The 23,768-nt window shown below is 46.6% G+C and carries 20 protein-coding genes; 15 read left to right on the forward strand and 5 right to left on the reverse strand.

Annotation, left to right across the window (positions count from 1 at the left end; all coding sequences use genetic code 11):
- Positions 1 to 116: 116 nt before the first annotated feature.
- Together ADIAL_RS04315 and ADIAL_RS04320 are read left to right on the forward strand one after the other, a co-directional pair.
- A complete protein-coding gene (locus tag ADIAL_RS04315; RefSeq protein ID WP_034300515.1) occupies positions 117 to 1,487 on the forward strand; it encodes a PTS transporter subunit EIIC in 1,371 nt (456 codons plus the stop codon).
- A gap of 14 nt (positions 1,488 to 1,501) precedes the next feature.
- Complete coding sequence (locus ADIAL_RS04320) at positions 1,502 to 2,947, forward strand: glycoside hydrolase family 32 protein (RefSeq protein ID WP_034300518.1); 1,446 nt, start codon at positions 1,502 to 1,504, stop codon at positions 2,945 to 2,947.
- Positions 2,948 to 3,096: 149 nt separating this feature from the next.
- On the opposite strand, the gene ADIAL_RS04325 is transcribed toward ADIAL_RS04320, so the two are convergent.
- Together ADIAL_RS04325 and ADIAL_RS04330 are read right to left on the reverse strand one after the other, a co-directional pair.
- The gene (locus ADIAL_RS04325; RefSeq protein WP_034300521.1) at positions 3,097 to 4,068 is read right to left on the reverse strand and encodes an asparaginase; all 972 of its coding nucleotides are present in this window, start codon (positions 4,066 to 4,068) and stop codon (positions 3,097 to 3,099) included.
- A 16-nt stretch (positions 4,069 to 4,084) separates the two neighbouring features.
- On the reverse strand, positions 4,085 to 4,720 hold the full coding sequence (locus ADIAL_RS04330) for an MBL fold metallo-hydrolase (protein WP_034300525.1): 636 nt from the start codon (positions 4,718 to 4,720) through the stop codon (positions 4,085 to 4,087).
- Between the two features lie 319 nt (positions 4,721 to 5,039).
- On the opposite strand from ADIAL_RS04330, the gene ADIAL_RS04335 reads away from it, so the two are divergent.
- The 4 genes from ADIAL_RS04335 (at position 5,040) to ADIAL_RS04350 (ending at position 9,324) form a co-directional block, all read left to right on the forward strand.
- Positions 5,040 to 7,454, forward strand: coding sequence for a S8 family serine peptidase (locus tag ADIAL_RS04335; protein WP_034300528.1), 2,415 nt, complete (start codon positions 5,040 to 5,042; stop codon positions 7,452 to 7,454).
- Positions 7,455 to 7,712: 258 nt separating this feature from the next.
- Positions 7,713 to 8,177: a Dps family protein gene (locus ADIAL_RS04340; RefSeq protein ID WP_034300531.1), complete on the forward strand. Its 465-nt coding sequence runs from the start codon at positions 7,713 to 7,715 to the stop codon at positions 8,175 to 8,177.
- A gap of 165 nt (positions 8,178 to 8,342) precedes the next feature.
- Entirely contained in the window at positions 8,343 to 8,807 is a 465-nt protein-coding gene (tsaE, locus tag ADIAL_RS04345) for a tRNA (adenosine(37)-N6)-threonylcarbamoyltransferase complex ATPase subunit type 1 TsaE (protein ID WP_034300534.1), read from the forward strand.
- Positions 8,794 to 9,324, forward strand: coding sequence for a GNAT family N-acetyltransferase (locus tag ADIAL_RS04350; RefSeq protein ID WP_034300537.1), 531 nt, complete (start codon positions 8,794 to 8,796; stop codon positions 9,322 to 9,324). The genes tsaE and ADIAL_RS04350 overlap by 14 nt, the downstream gene beginning before the upstream one ends.
- Before the next feature lie 45 nt (positions 9,325 to 9,369).
- On the opposite strand, the gene ADIAL_RS04355 is transcribed toward ADIAL_RS04350, so the two are convergent.
- The gene (locus ADIAL_RS04355; protein ID WP_034300624.1) at positions 9,370 to 9,894 is read right to left on the reverse strand and encodes a 3'-5' exonuclease; all 525 of its coding nucleotides are present in this window, start codon (positions 9,892 to 9,894) and stop codon (positions 9,370 to 9,372) included.
- 150 nt (positions 9,895 to 10,044) lie between these two features.
- Positions 10,045 to 12,672 carry a calcium-translocating P-type ATPase, PMCA-type gene (locus ADIAL_RS04360; protein ID WP_034300539.1) on the reverse strand — a complete coding sequence of 876 codons (2,628 nt, stop codon included), beginning with the start codon at positions 12,670 to 12,672 and terminating at the stop codon, positions 10,045 to 10,047.
- A gap of 590 nt (positions 12,673 to 13,262) precedes the next feature.
- Between ADIAL_RS04360 and murB the strand changes: the two genes are divergently transcribed.
- The 7 genes from murB to rpiA all read left to right on the forward strand — a co-directional run bounded on the left by murB (position 13,263) and on the right by rpiA (position 20,131).
- Positions 13,263 to 14,279, forward strand: coding sequence for a UDP-N-acetylmuramate dehydrogenase (murB, locus tag ADIAL_RS04365; RefSeq protein ID WP_081757657.1), 1,017 nt, complete (start codon positions 13,263 to 13,265; stop codon positions 14,277 to 14,279).
- A 90-nt stretch (positions 14,280 to 14,369) separates the two neighbouring features.
- On the forward strand, positions 14,370 to 15,296 hold the full coding sequence (locus tag ADIAL_RS04370; protein ID WP_034300542.1) for a Gfo/Idh/MocA family protein: 927 nt from the start codon (positions 14,370 to 14,372) through the stop codon (positions 15,294 to 15,296).
- A gap of 224 nt (positions 15,297 to 15,520) precedes the next feature.
- The gene (locus tag ADIAL_RS04375; protein WP_034300545.1) at positions 15,521 to 16,654 is read left to right on the forward strand and encodes an ABC transporter ATP-binding protein; all 1,134 of its coding nucleotides are present in this window, start codon (positions 15,521 to 15,523) and stop codon (positions 16,652 to 16,654) included.
- The gene (locus tag ADIAL_RS04380) at positions 16,647 to 17,456 is read left to right on the forward strand and encodes an ABC transporter permease (protein WP_034300548.1); all 810 of its coding nucleotides are present in this window, start codon (positions 16,647 to 16,649) and stop codon (positions 17,454 to 17,456) included. Before ADIAL_RS04375 ends, ADIAL_RS04380 begins: the two co-directional genes overlap by 8 nt.
- Complete coding sequence (locus tag ADIAL_RS04385; protein WP_034300551.1) at positions 17,453 to 18,286, forward strand: ABC transporter permease; 834 nt, start codon at positions 17,453 to 17,455, stop codon at positions 18,284 to 18,286. The genes ADIAL_RS04380 and ADIAL_RS04385 overlap by 4 nt, the downstream gene beginning before the upstream one ends.
- Positions 18,286 to 19,356, forward strand: coding sequence for an ABC transporter substrate-binding protein (locus tag ADIAL_RS04390; protein WP_034300553.1), 1,071 nt, complete (start codon positions 18,286 to 18,288; stop codon positions 19,354 to 19,356). Before ADIAL_RS04385 ends, ADIAL_RS04390 begins: the two co-directional genes overlap by 1 nt.
- 97 nt (positions 19,357 to 19,453) lie before the next feature.
- Positions 19,454 to 20,131, forward strand: coding sequence for a ribose-5-phosphate isomerase RpiA (gene rpiA / locus ADIAL_RS04395; RefSeq protein ID WP_034300555.1), 678 nt, complete (start codon positions 19,454 to 19,456; stop codon positions 20,129 to 20,131).
- Positions 20,132 to 20,288: 157 nt separating this feature from the next.
- Here the strand turns inward: rpiA and ADIAL_RS04400 are convergent, their stop codons facing one another.
- Positions 20,289 to 21,746 (reverse strand): amidase, encoded by a 1,458-nt coding sequence (locus ADIAL_RS04400; RefSeq protein WP_034300556.1) that lies wholly within the window; start codon positions 21,744 to 21,746, stop codon positions 20,289 to 20,291.
- A 388-nt stretch (positions 21,747 to 22,134) separates the two neighbouring features.
- Between ADIAL_RS04400 and ADIAL_RS04405 the strand changes: the two genes are divergently transcribed.
- Positions 22,135 to 23,004, forward strand: coding sequence for a transporter substrate-binding domain-containing protein (locus tag ADIAL_RS04405; protein WP_081757663.1), 870 nt, complete (start codon positions 22,135 to 22,137; stop codon positions 23,002 to 23,004).
- 4 nt (positions 23,005 to 23,008) lie between these two features.
- The gene (locus ADIAL_RS04410) at positions 23,009 to 23,692 is read left to right on the forward strand and encodes an amino acid ABC transporter permease (RefSeq protein WP_034300559.1); all 684 of its coding nucleotides are present in this window, start codon (positions 23,009 to 23,011) and stop codon (positions 23,690 to 23,692) included.
- Positions 23,693 to 23,768: the final 76 nt, after the last annotated feature.

Consider the following 23,768-nt stretch of genomic DNA (forward strand, 5'->3'; position numbering starts at 1 on the left):
AAAGTGCTTACTTTTTTCTTGCTATTAGAACCGGTTCCTGTTATTCTTTAGGGGAACCGGTTCTAATAGAGGAGCAGGTATAAAATGAAAACGGTTAAAAGAAAGGATGACAAACAATGAAGTATCAAAAGTCTTTAGATGCTCTATTCGAGGCAGTCGGTGGAAAAGACAATATAAAGAATTTCGAACATTGTGCAACACGACTGAGAATTATACTAAAAGATGATAGTAAAGTGGACAAGGAAAAAGCAGAAAATGTACCAGAATCAAGAGGGTACTTTTTCAATACAGGACAGCATCAGTTTATTTTCGGTACAGGCAAAGTGAATGCCGTGTATGGTGAAATGGAACAAATCATAGGTGAGACCTCAAGTGGCGACTCCGGCGATTTCAAAGATGATGTCTATAAAAATCTGAATCCTGCTCAGCGCTTAGTCAGAATTCTGGCTGATATATTAGTACCGATTATTCCTGCCCTTGTTACAACTGGTTTGCTGATGGGACTAAGAGGTCTTTTGCTAGAGCTCGGGGTGAATATGGATGAAAATACGCTGACACTATTCCAGATGCTGACAGATACTGCTTTTGCATTCTTACCTGTTCTAATTGCTTACAGTGCAACCAAAAAATTTGGTGGCAATCCTATTTTGGGTATCGTTGTCGGACTGATGATGGTAGCACCTCAGTTGCCTAATGCTTGGGCAGTGGCAGGTGGAGATGCTGAACCTCTCCGGATTTTTGGAATAGGTATAGTCGGTTACCAGGGCTCTATTATTCCAGCTATTCTTGTTGGTTGGATGATATCAAGACTTGAAAAATGGTTTAGAAAATTTGTGCCTCAAGTAATGGATCTGGTTGTTACACCTTTCTTGGCAATTACAATTACACTAGCAGTCATGCTGTTTGCACTCGGACCCGTTTTGCAAGTTACAGAATCGGCAGTCATAAACGGCTTAGCTGTCTTGCTTGAAGCACCCCTAGGTATAGGATACATCGTATTTGGAGCTGTTCAGCAGTTGATTGTAATTACCGGCCTTCATCACTCCCTAAGTATTGTGGAAATTGGACTGCTGAATAATACTGGACAAAATGTTATTCAAACCTTGATTACAGTAAGTATGGCAGGTCAGTTTGGTGCAGCAATCGGTGCAGCTTTCCTTTTCAAGGACAAAGTCAAAAAGTCCAATGCCATAAGTGCCGCTGTTCCTACACTGTTTGGAATAACTGAGCCGCTATTGTTTGGTGTAAATCTTCGTGCTGTGCGTGTTTTTGCATCAGGAATGATTGCTGGTGGAATTGGTGGATTTGTAGTCTATCTATTTAATTTATCAGCTACTGGTATGGGTATTACATTTGTTCCGGGGCTGCTCTTGTATACCGATCCAATTGCGCTTGTTCAATATATCAGTGTGATCATCATCGCGTTTGTCATTGGCTTTTCCTTAGTAAGAGTTCAAGGCGCAGCTATTCGCGAGAGCTTTAGATAAATAGGAGGATACTGATGAGTGAACTAAATCAAGCCTATTGGGATAAGCTGGCTGACGTACAGTCCGAGCTTAAAGAAAAAATCGAACAGGACCCGTGGAGACTGGCCTTTCACCAGATGCCAGTCACGGGCTGGATGAATGACCCGAACGGAGCAGTCCAGTTCAAGGGGGTCTACCATCTGTATCATCAGTATGTACCGGATGATCCTAATGGAGGTCTGGTTCATTGGGGACACAAAACTTCTACAGATATGGTCCATTTCGAAGAGCAGGAACTGTTTCTTTCGCCAGACAAGGCCTATAACCGCAGTGGCGTTTATTCCGGTAGTGCCTTTGTTAAAGATGACGAGATCCATTTCTTCTATACAGGTAATGTCAAGCAACCTGGAGATCATGATTACACCTTCAGCGGACGTGAACAGAATACAGTACACATCGTCAGCAAAGACGGGTTTAGTGTAGATTTTGAGGAAGTGATCATTCCTCACGCAGACTACCCGGAGGGCTTCACTGATCATATTCGTGATCCGAAAATATTTGAAAAGAACGGCCAGTTTTATATGGTCCTGGGTGCTCGGGCTTTAAATCACCGCGGAAAAATCCTGCTGTACACTTCTCCTGATCTTTATAAGTGGGAGTACAAAGGTGTATTCGCTGAAGGTGAAAAAGAGATGGGGTACATGTGGGAATGTCCGGACTTTTTTGAAACGGAAGAAAAAGATGTTCTGATTTTTTCTCCGCAAGGTCTGAAAGCAACCAAGTATGAATTTGAAAATACGCATAATGCCGGCTATTATTTGGGTCGCACTGACTGGGAACAGACACAGTTCATTCCGGAATCGGAATTTTATGAACTGGACCGCGGCTTTGATTTCTATGCGCCGCAGACTTTTGAAGACGAGTCCGGCAGACGTATTCTCTGGGGATGGATGGGACTGGGAGATACCAGCCCTGAGTACAGCAATCCGACAGTTGCCAGAGGATGGCAACATGCCATGACTCTTCCGCGGGAACTATCTGTAGAACAGGGGATCCTAAAGCAGCGGCCTTTAAAAGAGTATGAAATGCTCCGCTCCAACCATCAAGAAAAAACAGTGACTATCGAAGGGAAGTTTGAGATGAAAACAGACAGTCAGCAGACCTTTGAGCTGCTGCTCAGTCTGGACGATGTCAAGGACCAGATTGCTTTACATCTGAAAGAAGACACGGTTCTCTCATACGACAAACAGGTGTTTACCTTGTCGCACGGGCCTTCCGGTTATGGACGGTCAGAGCGGTCGGTTGAAATTAAGGATCTGAAACAAATTCATGTTATTGCGGATACGTCGTCACTTGAAATTTTCCTCAACGACGGGGAATATGTTCTGAGTACCCGAGTTTATCCAAAGCAGGAACGTCCAGGCTTTCTGTTTGAGGGGAATGCAGCGGTGACCATCAACAAGTGGGATCTGGGCAAGTAAATAAAACTGTAAATAGTAGTCTATACAAAAAAGAGCATGCGACCTGATAAAGGGGTCGCATGCTCTTTTTGTGCAAGAATGAATGTCAGTCAGATCCTGGATCAAAAGGAGCAGCACTTCACTATGAGTAATGCGGCTACTGTGCATGCTCACAGCTGAAATCGGTTGTTCATCTCGTCAACTGTCATAGACTGCTCCAGCAGGACCATCAGCTTGATCCGGGCTTTGGGTCCGGTCAGACCGGGGGCGAAAATAAGGCCCAGTTCCTTCAGGTGTTTGCCGCCGCCAGTATAGGCGTAGATGTCCTGGGCGATGCCGTTAAACGCCCGGGAAGTGATGACAATCGGTATTCCTTGTTGAGTAAGCTGTCTGATACCGTCAAGAGTATCAGGCGGCATATTACCGGCGCCCAGGGCTTCAATGACTAGACCATCGATATCTGATCTGCTTAGAGCATCAAAGAGAGTGTTATCCATCCCGGCGTATGCTTTAAGCAGGCAGACGTTGCTGCTGATTTGGGTGACAGGATAAGTTTCGCTGAATACCAGTTTCTGGAAAAAGCGAACTTCGTGCTTGGAGACAATGCCGATTGGTCCGAAAGTCGGGGTCCTGAATGTGGCAACATTAGTGGTATGGGTCTTGGTCACATATCGGGCAGTATGGATTTCTTCATTCAGAACAACGAGGACCCCTTTATTTCGGGCATCAGACGACAGGGCAGTCCAGATGGCATTTTGAAGGTTGCGTACCCCGTCAGATCCTAATTCGTCAACTGGGCGCATGGCCCCGGTTAGCACAACAGGAAAAGGAACGTGAAGAGTCAGGTCCAGAAAATAAGCAGTCTCTTCAAGCGTGTCTGTTCCATGAGTAATGACGACCCCGTCGAAAAGGTGCTCTTCTGCAGCCCTTGTGATTCTCTGTTGCAAAAGGAGCATGTCCGACGGTGTGACATGGGGAGAGGGCAACTGAAAAATTTCTTCTTCAATGATCTGTAAATTTTCTTCAAACAAATGACTGTACTGATTCAGAGGATGCTCGCTGCTCGGCTTGACCGCACCCGTCCGCTGGTCCGTGCTCATCGATATGGTTCCTCCGGTATGCAGAAGTAAAATACGTTTCATGATGGAGTCCTCCTTTCTAATAAGCGTAGGGATTAAAATAAGGGTTGTACTTTTTTTCGTAGCCGACAGTCGTCTGCATGCCGTGTCCCGGGTGCACGACTGTTTCGTCTGGCAGGGTGAAGAGATTTTCTTTGATTGCCGGTATCAGCTTTTCCGGTTCGCTGCCAGGCAGGTCGGTCCTGCCGACGCTTCCTTTGAACAGGGCATCGCCTGATAGGACAAAGCCGCCTTCGGGAAAAACAAAGCTTACGCTCCCGGGGGAATGACCGGGCGTCGGGCGGACCTGACAAGCAAAAGGGCCGATTTCAAGAGTTTGATCCACTTCAAGCAGGTGTTCGGCAGGCTCAGCTGTAACTGGATCAACTCCGCCTTTAGAAAGGTTTTTAGCGGGGTCGCCCAGCCAGTCCTGTTCTTCTGGACTGACATAGACAGGGATCTGATATGTTTTTCGGATCATATCCAGAGCGCCGATATGATCGAAATGAGCATGAGTCAAAAGGATCGCCATAGGCTGGACATTCAAGTGAGTGACAGTCTGAATGATTTTTTCGGCATCGTTTCCGGGATCCACAATCAGTGCCTGGGCTTCAAAATAGACAATATAGCAGTTCTCCTGGATTGCTCCAGTAATGATTTTTTTGACTTGAGTCATGTGTTTCTCCTCCTTGTTTCCATTTTTAAGTATAACCGATTGAACCGAAACTGTCGAAAAGATTTGACTGTTTCGGTGTGAGCTGTATTTCTGCTAAGGCCGATGGCAAAAGGCTAGAAGTGATTTATAAATGGTTATTTTTTCGAATGGGATTAATTGTGGAATTGTTAAAATGGATAAATTAATCTTAAAAAGTGCTTGTCTAGGGATAGGAGATATGCTAAAGTTTATTAATATAAAATGAGAAAAGCGGTTGAGGTGATTAGAGTAAACTAATTTTAGGGTCCGCTTAAAGCACAAATTATAGGAGGAAATGCTTATGAAAAAACCGGTGTACAAGGCACTGACGGCATCCATGTCTGTTCTGATGGGGCTTTCAGCTGTCATGCCTGCTTCAAGTGTAGTGGCAGAGGGAAATGGGGAGAAAGACGAACCTTCAGAACCAACGCTCCATTTGGATGCTGATCTGCTTTCTGATGAGGCCATCTCAGTTATTGTTGAGATTGAAGAAGAAGCTATGCTTCAGGCAAAGCAAAAGGGACGTTCTCAGTCTGAACAGCTTCTTGCTAGAGAAAGAGCACGTATCCTTGAAGAACTGGAAGCGTTCGGTGCTACGGCTGAATTGAACCATGAGTATGATCAGGTGTTTTCGGGCTTTTCCATTGAGCTGGCTGAAAATGAACTGGGCAAACTGCTGGCTATTGACGGTGTCAAGTCGGTCTTTCCTAATCAGCAGTATGAAGTAGAGGCTATCGAACCCTTCGATCCGTCAGAAATCAGTTTTGAAATGCTGGATACGGCTCCTTACATAGAATCCGGAAAAGCTTGGGACGCTGGTTTTACGGGTGAAGGGGTTACAGTAGCCGTAATCGATACGGGTGTCGACTATACTCATCCCGACCTGGCCCATGCTTTTGGAGACTATCTTGGCTGGGACTTTGTTGACGGGAATGACGATCCTCAGGAAACACGACTGGGAGATGTTGATGATCCAAGCGATATCACGACGCACGGCACGCATGTAGCAGGTACGATTGCCGCTAACGGGGAAATCAAGGGTGTAGCCCCCGATGCCTCACTGCTTGCTTATCGTGTACTGGGGCCGGGGGGCAGCGGAACGACTGACAATGTGATTGCCGCGATCGAACGAGCTGTGGAAGATGGAGCCGACGTGATGAATCTGTCTCTTGGTGCCAGTTTGAACAATCCGGATTTCCCTACATCGATTGCTTTGGATACTGCTATGGGCGAAGGTGTAGTCGCTGTGACGTCAAACGGAAACTCCGGTCCATTTAACTGGACTGTCGGTTCTCCGGGAACATCTAGAGAAGCGATCTCTGTAGGCGCAACACAGCTGCCGTATAATGTGTTCAGGGCCGCAATCGATACCGCCTCAGATGCTGAGTTCTCATCGGCAGAAGTTATGGGCTTTCCGAATGAAGAAGATCTGCTAGCTTTAAATGGGGAAACGTTTGAATTTGCCTATGCCGGACTGGGGAGTGCAGAGGAGCTATCTCAAGTGGACGTTGAAGGCAAGATTGCTTTAATTCAGCGGGGAGCATTCCCATTTGTAGAGAAAGCTGAGAATGCGAAAGCAGCTGGAGCAGCCGGTGTGATTCTGTTCAACAATGCGGCAGGGCGCCAGCCGGAAATTCCAGGTATGGCCCTCCCGACCATCATGACCAGCCTCGATGACGGGCAGCAGCTTCTGGCTGATCTGGAAGCGGGCAACAATGAAGTCAGTTTTGATATTGCCTTTAGCCGTGAAGTGGGGGAGACCGTTGCAGACTTCTCATCCAGAGGACCTGTCATGGACAACTGGATGATCAAGCCGGATGTCATCGCACCGGGCGTCAATATCATCAGTACAATGCCTTTTAATGAAGCAACAGGAACGTATGGCTATGCAGCCAAACAGGGAACCAGCATGTCGGCTCCTCACGTGGCTGGAGCAGCTGCGTTAATTCTGGAAGCTCACCCGGACTGGGGCGTGGATTTTGTCAAAGCCTCTTTAATGAATACAGCTGAGCGTTTGACCGATCCAGAAGGGGACTATTACCCGCACAATACGCAGGGAGCCGGAAGCATACGTGTTCTGCAGGCCATACAGGCCGAGACACTGATCCTTCCAGGTAGCCATTCCTTTGGTGTATTTGAAAAAAGTAACGGGAGAGAGGTACGCAGACAAAGCTTTGATGTGATCAACCTGACAGATTCTAGAAAGCGTCATTCCGTTGACTTTACAGGCAATGAAGGAGTACGAGTCAGTACGAGCAATAATTTGAATCTGCCGGCAGGTAAAACTTCTTCGTTCAACTTCAATGTTCAAGTGAATGCCTCCAATCTGGAAAGCGGATATAATGAAGGAACTTTCACGATCAGTGACGGCAGCCGGACCTATGAAATGCCGACGATCCTGTTTGTTCAGGAGCCGGACTTCCCGCTACTGAATGATGTCCAGTTTTCATTGCTGGGGGACTTGCTGATTGGTATTGCCAGCCTGACGACAAATGTCGACCAGTTTGCCTTGCGTGTCCGCAATGCTGATACCGGTGAACTGCTGACCGAAGCAGCTGTGTCTGATAATGTACCAGCAGGAGACCACTTCTTTATGTGGGATATGCTGATTGATGGACAGCCGCTTCAACCGGGCCGCTATGAACTGAATCCCACTGCTTTCCTTGGCGGACGGGTGACAGAACTGCCTGGTGGTGTTCTGACCGTTACACCTTAAAGGACTGTTGAAACATATTCAATCAGGTAGAGTAAATGCTATGAGAAGTCGGGTCACTTGACCCGACTTCTTTTGTTGTGGCTGCTGCAATCAGTCTGATTAAGAGGCAAATAAAAGACTAAGCTGACTTTAGGGCAAACCTCTGTATGTAGATGCTGACAGGCAGGCGTATCAGTTGAGATTGTGAGAAGAGTATCATACAATGAAGGCAACATAAAAAACATCCGGAAAGAAACTTTAATGGGAGGCGTTTTGTTTATGGCAACAGAATCCGTCACAGCTTCATTGAACAAGCTGGTCGCAACACAGGGGCTTTTATATATCAAGCTTCACCAGGCTCACTGGTACATTAAAGGACCCAATTTCTTCGATCTTCACGTCAAGCTGGAAGAGTATTATGATGAACTGACTGCTCAGATGGATCTAACAGCTGAAAGGCTGCTTCAGCTGGGTGGAGAACCCTATTCTACCCTTCAGGAATTTATCGAGCATTCAGTAATAAAAGAGTCTGCAGGAGATAAAAATAAGAAGCCCGAAGACATGATCGAAGCGGTAGTATCTGATTTTGAAATCTATAGAGACGAACTGGGAGAGGGAATTGACTTGTTCGATGATGCCAGCGATGATGTGACCGTCGATATACTGACTGAACAGAAGCGAGAGGTAGACAAGGTGATCTGGATGCTCTGGGCTTACCTGGGTAAAGATGCACTCGGGAACTGAATAATTAAGAAAGGCCGGGAAATAGATCCCGGTCTTTTTTTGTATCATACCCTGTACAGGCCAGCTTGTTGCATTGTGAAGAGCGACTGCTAAGCTTGATTTTTTCTGCCCAAACAGTGAATTATGTGGTACGATAGAGTATATTTTTAACGAAGAGGGTATTTTATGAAGCTGATCACCAAAAACGAAGAAGAAACAAGAAAGCTGGCGGCCTACTTGGGTGACCAGCTGGAAGGGGGCATGACCGTCCTACTTGAAGGACAGCTGGGTGCAGGAAAAACAACCTTCACCAAAGGTCTGGCTGAAAGTCTGGGAATCAGGCGGGCAGTTAAAAGTCCTACGTATACCTTGATCAAGGAGTATACTGACGGCAGACTGCCGCTTTACCATATGGATCTTTACCGCATGGAAGATGCAGAAGATGAAGATTTGGGACTGGAGGAGTACTTCTTTGGTCAAGGGGTAACGGTTGTTGAGTGGGGGAAGTTCATGCAGGAAGATCTCCCGGAGGACTACCTTTATGTAGAATTGAAAGCTTCTGAAGCACTCACGGAAAGAGAAATAACGGTGACGGCTGTTGGTGAAAAGTACAAGAAAATTATGGAGCGGTTGGAATATGACTATAAATGAAGAAATGGACTGTATCATAAGAGAAGCAGTGCCTTCTGATGCAGAGGGTGTAATCAATCTGATCAACCGAACGGCGACTCAGACCGGATTTATGACGCAAGGAGATGAAGGGTTTTCTTTGAGTGTGGCAGAAGAGGCAAAAGAGCTCGACAAGATATATGCGTCCGAAAATAATTCAGTAATCGTAGCTGTAGTCAATGGACAAATTATCGGTATCGCTTCGATATCCGGCTCCTCTAAACCTAAAATCAGGCATATCGGAGATATCGGGATTGTCATCGACCAGCCTTTCTGGGGAATGGGACTGGGACGGATGATGATGACCGAATTGCTGGAGTGGGCTGAATCCTCTGATGTGCTCAAGCGTTTGCAGCTGCAGGTGCAACGTCGGAACACGCGGGCGCGTAAATTATATGAAACACTGGGATTCAAACTGGAAGCGATTCTCGAATACGGGGTCAAGGACAACGGCGAATATCTGGATGTCTGTCAGATGAGTAAGTTGATCAACCTGTGAACAAAGAAAGCACGGCACTGGCGGTCAAGCCAGAGCCGTGCTTTCTTATTTAATGAAACGGGTCAGAGAAGATGGACCGAATTCGTGTTCTTGATTCAGTAAGATTTTAGCACAGGCCCGGGCATCATCCAGAGCGTGGTGGTGATTGAGTTGGATACCGTAGTAATCCGCCACCGTATTCAGCTTGTGATTTGGCAGACTTTTAAGCAAGGCACGGGAAGACCGGACAGTACATAAGGTTCTGAAATCAGGGATCATCAGCCCGTAATGGGAGAGTGTCCCGCTTAAAATACGCTTGTCAAATGGCATGTTATGCGCAACTACCAGCTGGTCAGCTGAGAAAAATTGCTGGAGATCTCTCCAGACTTCCGGAAATTTTGGTGCGTCGATCACATCGTTTTCCTGGATACCGTGAATACGGGTGTTGATTCGGTCGAACCAGGTTTCTGGCTGGATGAGTGAGTAATACTCGTCCACAATCTCGCTGTTTCTGACTATTGTCATAGCGACCGAACAGGCACTATGCGTCTGACGGTTGGCTGTTTCAAAATCGATTGAAGTAAAGTCCATGTCGTGCTCCTTTTTTAGTCTAAATAGGTGCAGGTTTGTGTCTGTATAGTATAGCACGTGAGCATCAGCTTTCAAGAACAGCTTTGTCAACCGTCTCCATCCTGAAGGGATTGAGCCAGCCAAAAGGGTATAAAGGTCTATTCGGCTGGCTCAAGCTTTGCGCCAAATTTTACGCAGTTCCATAATGACGGTCGTCGTTAGAGCCAGACTGACTGAAATCAGCCACTGGGTCAGGCCGAAGTCTTGAGGGATGGAGAAGATGGGCCGTACACTAGGTAAGAGTGTCAGTCCGTAGAGAAGGGAACAGACGGCAAAAGCGAGCAGGACCATTTTGTTTTTATAGAAGCCGGCACCAAAACTGGTTTGGGTAGTGGAGCGAGCCGGAAATACCTGCAGAGTCCGGGACAGAATTAGAACAGTAAAGGCCATGGCGACACTGATTTCTGGTGAGTACAAAAGAAGGCCTAAAAACTGGGCAACAATGACTGCTGTACCGATCAGTCCACCTCTGAATATGACCGTGTGTAAGGTTTGTCTTGAAAAAATATTTTCATGGGGATCCCGAGGAGCCTCATCCATGACATTGGGTTCTTTGGGTTCTAGACCGAGCGCAATTGCCGGTAGAGAATCATTCACTAGGTTGATGAATAGCAGCTGGAGGGCTGTAAATGGGCTGACCCAGTCCATGATCAAAGCAAACAGGATTGCGATGACCGCCCCCAGATTACCGGAAAAGAGATAGGTAATTGATTTCTTGATATTTTTGTATATCGTACGTCCGACAGAGACAGCTTTTACAATCGATACAAAGTTATCGTCGGTCAAAATCATGGCAGACGCGTCCTTGGCCACATCCGTTCCACTGCCCATGGCAATACCGATATCGGCCTGTTTTAAAGCCGGTGCATCATTGACTCCGTCACCAGTCATGGCTGTGACCTGATTTTTTTTCTGCCAGGCATCCACGATGCGAATCTTATTGTCGGGCGTGACGCGGGCATACACTGTAATCTTGTCCAAGTTTGCCATCAGTTCTTCATCTGACAGGGTATCCAGTTCCTGACCGGTCAAAGCCAGATCTGCTTCACTTGAAATATTCAGGTTCCTGGCAATAGCCTTGGCTGTAGTTTTGTGATCGCCTGTAATCATGACTGTCTTTATTCCAGCTCGGGCAGCATCTTCAACCGCATGGTAGACTTCAGGACGGGGAGGATCGATCATGGCCAGGAGGCCGATAAAGATAAGGTCTGTTTCATCCTCGGAAGTAAGCTCTGTCTGGTCAAAAGGTTTATAGGCGAAAGCTAGCACACGCATGGCCTGACTGGAGAAAAACTCAATTTTTTCAGCCAGTTCCTGTTCCCGTTCTTCTGTCAGGTAGACTGTTTCATTATTGATTCTGATGCGGGAGCAGAGCGACAGAATCACATCCGGCCCCCCCTTGACTAATAAACGCTTTTCACCATCAATTGTGTGAACCGTCGACATACGTTTACGGCTTGAATCGAAAGGGAGTTCTGCTAATCTTGGATAAGTGCTTCGAATCTGAGTATAAGGCAACTGCTGTTTTTCGCTGTAGGCGATGAGAGCTACCTCTGTCGGATCCCCATTAGATCCTCCATTTCCATCAAGAGTCGAGTCATTGGTGAGAGCTGCAATCTGCATCAAAATTTTTTCTGATTCACCCCAGGCTTTAGGCTGTCCCGAAAATAGAGTAGAAGGACCTCCTGGAATATAAGCATCAACGACGGTCATTTTGTTTTGAGTCAGTGTACCCGTTTTATCTGTACAGATTACACTAGTGGCTCCTAGAGTTTCAACAGCGGGCAGCTTGCGGATGATTGCATGCTGTCGGGCCATTTTATTGGTTCCGACGGATAAAACAATAGTGACGATCGACTGAAGGGCTTCTGGTATGGCGGCTACGGCTACAGCAACTGCAAACATGAAAGCGTTCAAAAGAGGCTCTGTCATAGCGGGTGTATCCTCCAGGAACAGGCGACCAGCCTGAACACTGAATATAAGGATAGAAAGCATCAGTATGACCCATCCCAGATTTTTGCTAAACTGCTCAAGTTTTTTCTGCAAGGGAGTTTGTCTGGCTTCCGTGCTTTGTATCAGCTGGGCGACCTTACCTACTTCTGTCTGCACACCTGTATGGGTAGCAATGAATGTTCCCCGACCGTATGCGACCAGCGTTCCGCTGTAGACCATATTGAACCGGTCAGCCAGAGGGGTGTCCTGATTGATGGGAGCAGCTGATTTGTCGGAAGGAACAGATTCACCAGTGATTACACCTTCTTGCACCTGCAAAGACTCTGCCTCGAGGAGGCGGCCATCTGCAGGTATACTGTCTCCGGCATCCAGCAGAACCAGGTCTCCGACAACAATCTGTCTGGCCTCCAGAGACACTGGGTGACCATCCCTTAAAACAGTGGCGGTAGGGGCCGCCATTTTGCGGAGAGAATCCAGTGAACTTTCAGCTTTTCGGGTTTGAACAACACTCAAAATAGAATTCAGAATCAGTACGGTAAAGATAATAGCCGATTCCAGCTGATCGCCAAGTAAAATCTGGATAAGTGCGACAACCAGCAGAACAATGACCATAGGGTCTTTGAAGGCTTCCACAAATAAAGACAGGAGAGAACGCTGATCCTGCTGGCTGATTTCATTCCAGCCGTATCGGCTGCGCTTTTCCTCGATCGCTGGCGTAGTCAGTCCTTCAGGAGATGACTGAAGGGCCTCTATAACACTGGAATCTTTCATTTTATAGTAGTCCATGATAAAATCCTCTCTTTTTCCATAGAAAGCTGAAGATAAAAAAAGACGTATACGGAAATCACATTCCGTATACGTCTCACAATTTAATACAGCACCAGCAGATGGATGATCTGCGATTGGTGGCGCTGCAGCAGATTAGTGTCTGCCTGTTACTCCCGTATGGTATTCTGTTTTCAATAATTATAGTCTTCGGTAAGGCAAAAAGCAACTGGAGCGGCTTCACATAATCACACATATTTTTTCCCGCATAGTCCATCCAGCTGAACTGATAAGCGAGGCTTGTCTGGATAAGGCGGCATCACCAAGGAAAAGGATGTTTATTCAAGGAAGTCCCTTTTATTCAGAAGCTTTTTATCTACTTTTTTATCATTTTTTGTTACACTTAGAGCAAATAAGGTAGCGCATAAAGTAAAGAACACCGAAAAAACAGGCAAGTTCATATTATATAAAGATAATTTCAGACTTGACGAATACGTGACAATTTAAAACGGGCCTACACATTGTGTATCGATAGTGTTACTATTAGTATGATTTGCCCCTATAGTAACGTTAAACGACAGTGATTCAAGATATCGATGAGAGGACAGTACATGAAAATGAATACTCAAATCAAACAATTAAAAGCACAGTTTCCCGAAACAGTGATTAAAGTACACGAGCCGCTATCCCGTTATACTTACACTAAAACCGGCGGACCGGCGGATGCTTTGATTTTTCCTAAATCAAAAGCAGAAGTCCAGCAATTGATTCAGTGGCTAAATGAAAAAGACTGGCCAGTGACAATCCTTGGAAATGCGAGTAACCTGATTGTCAAGGATGGTGGTATCCGCGGAGCAACGATTATCCTAACAGACATGAATCAAATGACAATCGAAGACCGTTCCATCAAAGTGCTGACAGGTGCAGCTTTGATTGAAGTCAGCCGTCGGGCTTATCAGGCTGGACTGACGGGACTGGAATTTGCCTGCGGAATCCCTGGAAGCATCGGGGGAGCGGTATATATGAATGCCGGAGCTTATGGAGGCGAAGTGAAGGAAGTCATCAAGGAAGTCACGGTCCTAACACGCACAGGTGATCTTCTAGTGCGTTCTAGAGAGGACATGGAATTTACCTACAGACACAGCAAACTTCAGGAGACCGATGAAATCGCGCTTGAAGTTGTGTTTGAGCTTGAAACGGGAGATCAGGCGGTCATCAAGGAAAAAATGGATGAGTTGACTTATCTGCGGACTTCAAAGCAGCCGCTTGAATATCCTTCCTGTGGATCGGTCTTCAAAAGGCCAACGGGCTACTTTACGGGTAAGCTAATCCAGGATGCGGGTCTTCAAGGTCTGACCTGGGGTGGAGCACAGATTTCAACCAAGCATGCGGGTTTTATTGTAAACATCAATAAGGCGACAGCAACGGATTACATTGAACTGATTGAGTACATCAAAGAAGTGATCCTAGAAAAAAATGGGGTCCAGCTTGAAACGGAAGTGAAGATTATCGGTGAAGAGCACCCAGCAGCGATGGGGACCCGAGAAGGTTTGCTGAGAAAAGCAGCCAGCACCTTCCGTGAAAAAATGAAGCAGGAACAGATTATACCATTGACAAAAGAAGGCTGATCATCTGATCAGAGAACAGCAGGAAGTAAGCCGGACCTAACAGACCGGCTGTCTGCTGTTTTTTTGTGTTTAAACCGACAGGAGGAGCTAATGATGAAAATAGGAGTTATCGGCTTGGGTACCATTGCGCAAAAAGCATATCTGCCCGTCTATACAAGAGAATTTCCCGAACACGAATGGCACTTTTGCACCAGGGATGCTGACAAACTGCGGATGCTGGGGAAAACATATGGTCTGCCTAAATGCCGGCTGCATAGAGAGTGGAAAGCGTTAAGTGAAATCGTCGAGGCAGTCTTTATTCACTCGCCGACCGCAACGCATTATGAAATAGTGTCTTATTTTCTCAAGCGCAACATTCCAGTTTTTGTAGATAAGCCTTTGACGGAATATATACGACAAACGCAGGCGCTCCTGCAACTGGCTGAAGCTCAGCAGGTACTGCTGATGACGGGTTTCAACAGGCGGTTTGCCCCGGCAATCAGTGAACTGGCCAATGTCGAAGGCAAAAACAGGCTAACGGTCCAAAAAAATCAGGTGAATGCAACTGATTTTCCAGTCCGCAATCGGGTATATGACATGATGATTCACCCCATAGATACAGCCGTCTATCTCATGGGCGAGAAGTCAGTTCGCTTGGTGGACTCAAAGGTGGAGGGAGCAGATGGTGACTTCCGTCAAGCTTGGGTTCTGCTGGAATCTCCGGAAATGACTGCCATGGTATCAATCAATAATCAGTCTGGAGCAAAGCGGGAAACGGTGGAACTTCAGAGCACATCAGGCACGTATACTGTCAATAATCTAACGGAAGTCTCCATCTTTAAGGGTACGGCCAGAACAGACCAGTCAGCTGGAGACTGGACTCAGACACTGGAGAAAAGAGGATTCATTCCCATGGTCGGGCACTTTCTCAAAGCGGCAGAAGAAGGAGGTGAGACACCGGTATCGAATACTTCTACTCGGCTCAGTCACGAAATCTGCGAAGGTGTCTGCTTGAGACACGAAGAGCGGGTTAAATGAATAACTTTCTTTATTGAGGGCACCTGAGAGATGCTAGCTGTCTTTTTTTAGAGGCTTGCTTGGGTCTTGACCAAGTCTTGTAGGCTCATCAGTAAAGACGGGTCATATTTTGAACACATGCCTTGTAAATTGTAATGAAAACAACTGAATATTTATTGCTTTTCCCCCTTCAATCGCTATAATTATAAAGGTTAATCAAATCGATTTTGAAGGGGTGTTTTTTATTGACTGAAGAAATCATTGTATCTTTCGATCAAGTTGAAAAAAAATATGAGAAAGAGACAGTGTTGAAGACTATTTCTTTCGACTTGGAAAAAGGAAAGTTCTATACTCTGCTAGGGCCTTCGGGATGCGGTAAGTCCACAATTCTAAATCTGATTGCCGGTTTTGCCTCTCCAAGCAGCGGGACCGTGTCAATCCTTGGTAAAGACACCAGAGACACGCCTCCAAACAAGAGAAAAATAAACACAGTGTTTCAGGACTATGCGCTGTTCCCGCACCTGAATGTGTTTGACAACGTAGCTTTTGGACTGAAAATGAAAAAGATGAATAAAGAGAAGATAAAAAGCAAAGTAACCGAAACACTGAAACTTGTCCGTCTGGAGGGGTTTGAGAACCGTGACATAGCAGAGATGTCCGGTGGGCAAAAACAGCGGGTAGCGATTGCCCGGGCCTTAGTCAATGAGCCAGATCTTCTGCTTTTGGATGAACCTTTGTCCGCTTTGGATCTGAAACTCCGAACAGAGATGCAGTATGAGCTGCGTGATTTGCAGCAGCGTTTGGGCATTACTTTTCTCTTTGTCACTCATGACCAGGAAGAAGCGTTGGCGATGAGTGATGAAATCATGGTCATGAAAGAGGGACGTATTGTACAGACCGGAACACCGAATGCTGTCTATGATGAGCCGATAAACCGCTACGTTGCTGATTTTATCGGAGAAAGCAATATTGTAAGAGGACGGATGGTCAGAGATTATGCAGTCTCTTTTGCCGGAAAAACCTTTACTTGTGTGGACGGCGGTATGCAGCCGGACGAGCAGGTGGATGTGGTCATCCGCCCGGAAGATCTTGTACTGACGGAGGCAGAGGCTGGAGATATTCAAATATTCGTTCAAACTCAGCTGTTTCGCGGAGTGCATTACGAAATCATGGGCCAGGATGATGCAGGCAATGACTGGATGGTTCATTCCACTAGACAATCAGAGCCAGGCAGGCGAGTGGGGCTGACTTTTGATCCTCAGGATATCCATATCATGCGCATCAATGAGACAGAAGAAGCCTTTGACGAACGGATTGAGCAGTTCGCCACAGCTGCCTATGAAAAAACCTCAAAGGGAGGAGCAGGCCAAGATGACTAAAGAAAGAAAATGGCTGGCGGTTCCTTACCATCTCTGGATTGTGCTGTTCGTTATCGTACCGGTAATGCTACTGCTGTTTCAATCCTTTAGAGGACTGGACGGCAGCTTCACCCTAGTAAACATTCAGACTTATTTTACTTCCCGGGTCTATCTTACAATGACCCTGCAGTCTTTTTTCTATGCTTTTCTGATTACGGTGTTGACTTTGCTAATCAGTTATCCGGCTGCTTACTTTCTTGCGCAGACGAGACACAAGCAGTTTTGGCTGCTGGTTTTAATCTTGCCGACCTGGATGAATATCCTGCTGAAAACCTATGCCTTCATCGGTATCCTCAGTCAGACTGGTTTTGTGAATCAGGGGCTGAATTTTATCGGAATAGGTGCTCAGCAGTTGCTGTTCACACCGCTAAGTTTCCTTATCGTAGCGACTTATATCGAGGTTCCATTCATGCTGCTGCCGGTTTTCAATGCTATCGATGAGATTGACGGATCCATGATTAAAGCCAGTCGTGACTTGGGTGCGGGCGAATGGCAGACTTTCGCTTCGGTTATCTTTCCCTTGTCGCTGTCAGGTGTCAGAAGCGGCATTCAGGCTGTGTTTATTCCCTCCCTGTCCCTGTTCATGCTGACCAGACTAATTGCCGGCAACCGTGTCATTACGCTGGGAACCGCCATTGAACAGAACTTTCTTGTTACACAAAACTGGGGTATGGGCTCGACAATGGGAATCGTACTAGTTCTTATTATGTTCGGCGTCATGTTTTTGACCCGCAGACGCAGAAAAGGGGTGACGGTAAGATGAAACAGAAACAAAAATGGGCCACCGTGTACCTTGTTTTAGTCTTTATTCTGCTGTATACGCCAATCTTCTATCTTATTTTCTATTCTTTCAATGAGGCAGGGACAATGAACCAGTTCAGCGGCTTTACACTAAATCATTACTCGGCACTAGCAGAAGACGCTCGCTTGCTGATTATTGCTTTGGATACCGTTCGGATTGCGCTGTTATCGGCTTTGATTGCGACTGTGATTGGAACGGCGGGAGCCATTGGAATTTATTATACCAGGCAGCGCAGAGCTCAGAATGTGCTACTGAGCTTGAATAATATCTTGCTAGTGTCTCCGGATGTCATTATCGGTGCGAGCTTTCTCCTGCTCTTTACACTGGTGGGCTTTCAGCTGGGCTTTTACTCCGTTTTGCTGGCTCACATCGCTTTCAGTATTCCTATTGTGGTCCTGATGGTTTTGCCTAAGCTAGAGGACATGAATGCAAATATGATTACAGCAGCCAGAGATCTGGGGGCCAGTCCGATTCAAGTTTTGACTTCAGTTATTTTACCGAGTATCACTCCCGGGATTCTGGCAGGCTATTTCATGGCCTTTACTTTTTCAATTGATGATTTTGCGGTCACCTTCTTTGTGACAGGCGGCGGCTTTGCGACGCTTTCAGTAGAAATTTACTCCCGTGCCCGTCAGGGTGTGAGTCTGGAAATCAATGCCTTGAGTACTCTGTTGTTTCTCGTAGCAGTCAGCCTAGTATCGGGCTACTACTTTATTCAGCAGCAGCAGCGTAACCGTAAAAAGCTCTCCCAACTTGATCCGACCGTCCATGAGAAAGCGGTGACCCCATAATGAAAAAACTGACGAGTCTCGCTCTGATCATTACTGTACTGAGTATTGCAGCCTATGCTGGCGGACTACTGCTGGAGCAAGCGCAAGGCACCAGTGGACAAGATGTCTTCCATCTGTATAACTGGGGGGACTATATAGACAGTGACCTGATTGACCAGTTTGAGGAAGAGACCGGCTACCGAGTCGTTTACGAAACCTTTGACTCCAACGAAGCGATGTATACCAAAATTCAGCAAGGGGGAACCGGCTACGATTTGGCGATCCCCAGTGAATACATGATTGAACGTATGATTGAGGAAAACCTTGTCGTTGAGCTCGATCATACTCAAATCCACGGTTTGGAAAATATCGATCCGGCCTTTCTCGATTTGAATTTTGATCCGGGAAACCGTTACTCGATTCCCTATTTCTGGGGAACACTGGGCATTGCATACAATGAAGAGTTACTGTCGGACTTTGAGTTCAGCAGCTGGCAGGACTTGTACCAGTTGGAACTCGAAAACAGTATCCTGATGATTGATGGAGCCAGAGAACTTATCGGGATAGGCCTGCAGACGCTTGGTTATTCTTTAAATTCGCGTGACGAAGCAGAACTGGCGGCTGCTGCAGACGTTCTGAGCGACCTGGCACCTAATATCAAGGCTTTAGTCGCTGATGAGATTAAGATGTATATGATTCAGGAAGAAGCAAGCATTGCGGTTACCTTTTCAGGAGAAGCGGCAGATATGATGTGGGAAAATGAGTCAATCGTCTATGTTCTACCGGAAGAAGGATCCAATCTCTGGTTTGATAATATGGTGATTCCACATACTGTACAGAATGAAGAAGCGGCTTATGCTTTTATTAACTTTATGCTCGATCCCAACATTGCTGCCCAGAATGCGGACTACGTCGGCTACAGTACACCTAACGAGGCGGCTATGGCTTTTCTTCCGGATGAAACAGTAGAAGACAAGCAGTTTTATCCAAGCCCCGAGATGATGGAAAACCTCGAAGTCTATCAGGATCTCGGTCTGGAATTTACGGGTTTGTATAATGATCTGTTTCTTGAATTCAAGATGTTTCGATAAATCGTGCAAAAAGAGGCTGTCCAATTTTTGGACAGCCTCCTTTTTTTCTATGCTATAATTGGAAGTGTTGGATATTCCAAAAAAGGGAGCTGAAGAGATGAATTTAAAAAAAATGGTAGGCTACAAGGCAGCTGAATTTATTGAAGACGGCATGACCGTCGGACTCGGCACAGGATCGACAGCCTTTTATATGGTGGAAGCTCTAGGAAGGCGTGTAGAGGAAGAAGGGCTGAAGGTGACGGGGGTAACGACTTCTCATCGAACAACAAAGCAGGCCAGCGAACTGGGTATACCGCTGAAAGATATAGATGAAGTGGACTCCATTGACTTGACGATTGACGGTGCAGATGAAATATCTGAAGATTTCCAGGGAATCAAGGGAGGCGGAGCCGCTCATCTGTTTGAAAAGATGGTCGCTGATCTCTCTGATGAAGTGATCTGGATTGTTGACGAAAGTAAAATGGTTAAACGACTCGGAGCGTTCCCGCTGCCAGTCGAGGTTGTCAAGTTCGGTCATGGGCAAGTTAAAAATCTCTTTGAACGCAAAGGACTGAATCCACAAATCAGACTGGATCAAAATGGGCAGAAAGTTGAAACAGACTCTGGCAACTATGTGATTGATCTAAAGCTTGAAATAATCGAAAAGCCCCATGAACTGGCCGCCTTTTTGGATTCCGTCACTGGAGTAGTCGAGCACGGTCTGTTCCTTGACTGTGTATCAAAAGTCATCGTTGGCAAAACAGGTGGGCCTGAAGTGATCGAGGTCATGCGTTAAATTTATGTAAAAAGAACAAAGATAGGCGCCTGCTTTAAATATAAGCAGAAGCGCCTGTCTTTTCTTTAGGTGAAACAGTGTTCAGGTTGAACTTGAAGATTCTATTAATGAAACAGGACCTTTTTCATAGGGGCCTCTTTTCTTTGTAGACCTGAATTTAGATAAACAACCCCTCTTGTTCCATCTGCTGTCCTATCTTGAGTAACCAGTCTTCCCGTCCCTTGGGTGCGGTCAGCTGGATTCCCAGTGGTAAACCTTCTCTGGTCATGTAAGTAGGGAGACTGATTGCCGGTTGTCCCGTGAGGTTTGCCTGCTGAGTGAATGGAGTCAAGTCCAAACTTTCTTCCCACATGTCCCAGATCAGCTGCTGCTGTTCAGCAGCTGAAAGGGTATCAGCCTGCTTCATTCGCTTGACAAAGGCGTTTGACCAGTAGACCTTGTCATTTCTTGGAGCAGGGTGGGCAGTAGCCGGCTGCAGATAAAGATCGTAGGTTTTATTGAAGTGCCACATGCGCTCAGCGGCATCATCCCATAGTGTTAGGGCGTTGGCGTATTCTACGGCAGTAAGCTTTTTGCCTGACTCTTGTAGGACCCACGTCAGCAGCTCCATATCATCCGGTCCAAGGGGCCGGTCCAATACAGTTTCCAGGCGGCCCATCATGGCAGCACTTTCCCCGGCATTCATGGCATAGTAAGCTTGCATAAGTCGACGACCATCGATATCCGGGCAAGCTTCCTCCACTGCATAACCCTTGTTTTCCAGCCAGTCCACAGCTTGAAGAACAGCCTGTCGGGCGTCATTACTTACCGGGCCGCCAATGGGGGAGGTCAGAGAAAAAGCGACAGTCAGCGGCTTCTCAAAAGCCTGGTCTAAACTATTTAAAAAGCCTTCTGTGAAGAGAGGAGTTGAAAACGCGGCAGCAGGCTGCAGGACCTGCATCTGATCCAGCAAAGCGGCTGTGTCACGAATCGTTTTGGTCAGAGCAAAGCTAATCGCAGCTCCCTGCCAGGCGCGACCACTTCCAGGTCCAATCGGAGTCCGTCCCCGTGTCGGTTTTAACCCGACTAGGCCCGTAAAAGAAGCCGGGATGCGAATTGATCCGCCACCATCACTGGCTCCTGCCAGCGGGACCATTCCTGAAGCGACTGCTGCTGAGGCGCCACCGCTTGAGCCGCCTGCACTCAAAGCAGTGTCAAAGGGATTGCGTGCCGGACCATACAGTTCAGAATGCGTGATATTGGTAAAGCCGAATTCTGGTACATTCGTTGAGCCGATTGGAATAAAACCGGCGGCCTGCAGCTGGCTGACAAAATAGCTGGTCTTGTCTGCCCGGTAATGCTTGAGAAGTTTGGAACCGGCAGTGGCTGGAAAGCCGGCCAAATTCTGTCCCAGGTCCTTGAGCAGGATGGGGATACCCTTAAAAGGTGTGTCTGCCCAGTGTCGTGATTGAGCCTCTTTCAAAGCCTCTTCCTTGCGCGTATGGATAACGGCATTCAGTTTTGGATTTTCTTGAGCAATCCTTTTGAAACTGGCGTGGATCAGTTCCTCGGAGGAACAGTCTCCTGTCTTAAGCTTGCTGGCATAATACAGCGCATCTCTGGTGCGGTCTATCATTTAGTCTCTCTCCAATCTGTATACTGAAATAGGCTGTGTTCATTATAGCAGGAATGTATCAGGCTGCCAGGCCATTCACTCTGGTAGGAGACTTTAGAGATAATCAGTTAGCTGAGACAAAAGTCAAAGTTGCAGGCGAGGGCAAAGCAAGCTGAATGACAGCTGTTCGCTTTAATCAGTCAGTGGATACATATATACAAAAATGTTTATTTCACAAGCTTACCTAAGCTTGATTTTACAAGCTTCCTGAATAGTGACGGTAAACAGTGTTGAACAAAACAAACACTTTTTCCCCATAATTTTGACTGAGCTTTCAAACCTTGCTATGATTTCTGAGGATAAACGAAAGGGGAAAATAATAGTGAAAAAACAAAGAAGAATCAGCAGTATGGTGTTAAGCGGAGCGTTTATGCTAGCAGCCTGCAGTTCTCAGGAACCGACTGAAGACAATCAAGCACAAACAGAAACAGACAATGTGTCTCAAGAAGTGAGCGAGGGCAACTGGGAAGATATTGAAGCCGCCGGTGTCATTCGGGCAGCCACTTCTGGGACCTACTACCCTAATTCCTATCATGATGGAGATACAAATGAACTGACCGGCTTTGAAGTGGAAATTCTACGCGAAATCGGCGAGAGGCTGGAACTGGAAGTGGACTTTACAGAAATGGGTGTTGATGGCATGCTGACTTCTCTCAACAGTGAGCAAATTGATGTTGCGGCGCTCAGTATCAGTCATAATGGTGAGAATGCGGACCGTTATAATTACACCATTCCTTACAAGTACTCTTATATGTCGATGATTGTCAGGGAATCGGACCGATCGGGGATTGAAACGATGGAAGATTTGGACGGCAAACGCGCGGCGGGGGCAGCGACCACGACTTACATGAGAATTGCGGAACAGTTTGGTGCTGAGCGAGTTGTCTATGATAATGCGACCAACGATCAGTACCTGTGGGATGTAGCGAACGAACGGACTGACCTGATCATCAACGACTACTACGGTCAGACGATGGCACTTAATGCCCAGCCTGATATACCGGTCAAGATACATGAAGATCTGTTTTTCAATCCGAGCTATACGAATTTTTCAATGAAATTAGGTAATGACACACTTACCGCTAAGTTTGACGAAGCGCTGGAAGATATGCATGCTGATGGAACATTAAGCGAATTGTCCGAGACCTTTTATTACGGGGAAGATGTGACAGTCGAAGATGAAGACCTGGATGTTATGATCATAGAATTAGAGGATTGAGGATATGCAAGCAATACAGTGGGAGTACATTTTTGATCCTCAGCTGGCATGGGAATCCTTGCCCTTTTTGATTCAAGGCATACCCAGTACCCTTGGCATCGCACTGACCAGTACGGCTATCGGAATTCTGATCGGCCTGGTCCTGGCGTTGATGAGATTGTCTGGACTGAAAGCGGTACAGTGGACAGCTAGAGCCTACGTATCCTTTATGAGAGGCACTCCAGCGCTAGTCTTTTTGTTCCTGATTTATTTTGGCCTTCCTTTTGCGGGTATACAGTTCAGTGCACTGACGGCAGCCATCATTTGCTTTAGCTTGAATGCGGCAGCCTATATATCAGAAATTTTCCGGTCCAGCATTGCTTCGGTCGACAAAGGGCAGTGGGAGGCAGCTGCAGTATTGGGATTAAGCCCTTACCGTTCAGTCAGACGGATCATTCTGCCACAGGCTATCCGAATTGCCATTCCCCCTTTGAGCAGTGTCTTGCTCGATGTGATCAAAGGGACGTCTTTGGCGGCTATGATTACTGTTAATGAGATTTTTCAAAATGCACGAATCGTCGGTGGTCGGGAACATGACTACATGACCATGTACATTCTGGTGGCAGGTATTTACTGGCTGATCTGCAGTATATTCAGTGTGCTTCAGGACTATCTGGAGCATGTATTTTCCAGATACATCACTGGCTGAACAAGGAAGCTTTTTCAGACAGGCAGGGACAATGTAAACAGAGTGCTCTGCTGACATGATAAATACACGCACGGCC

Origin of the sequence: Alkalibacterium sp. AK22 (assembly GCF_000585255.1) — a bacterium.
Taxonomy (GTDB): Bacteria; Bacillota; Bacilli; order Lactobacillales; family Carnobacteriaceae_A; genus Alkalibacterium.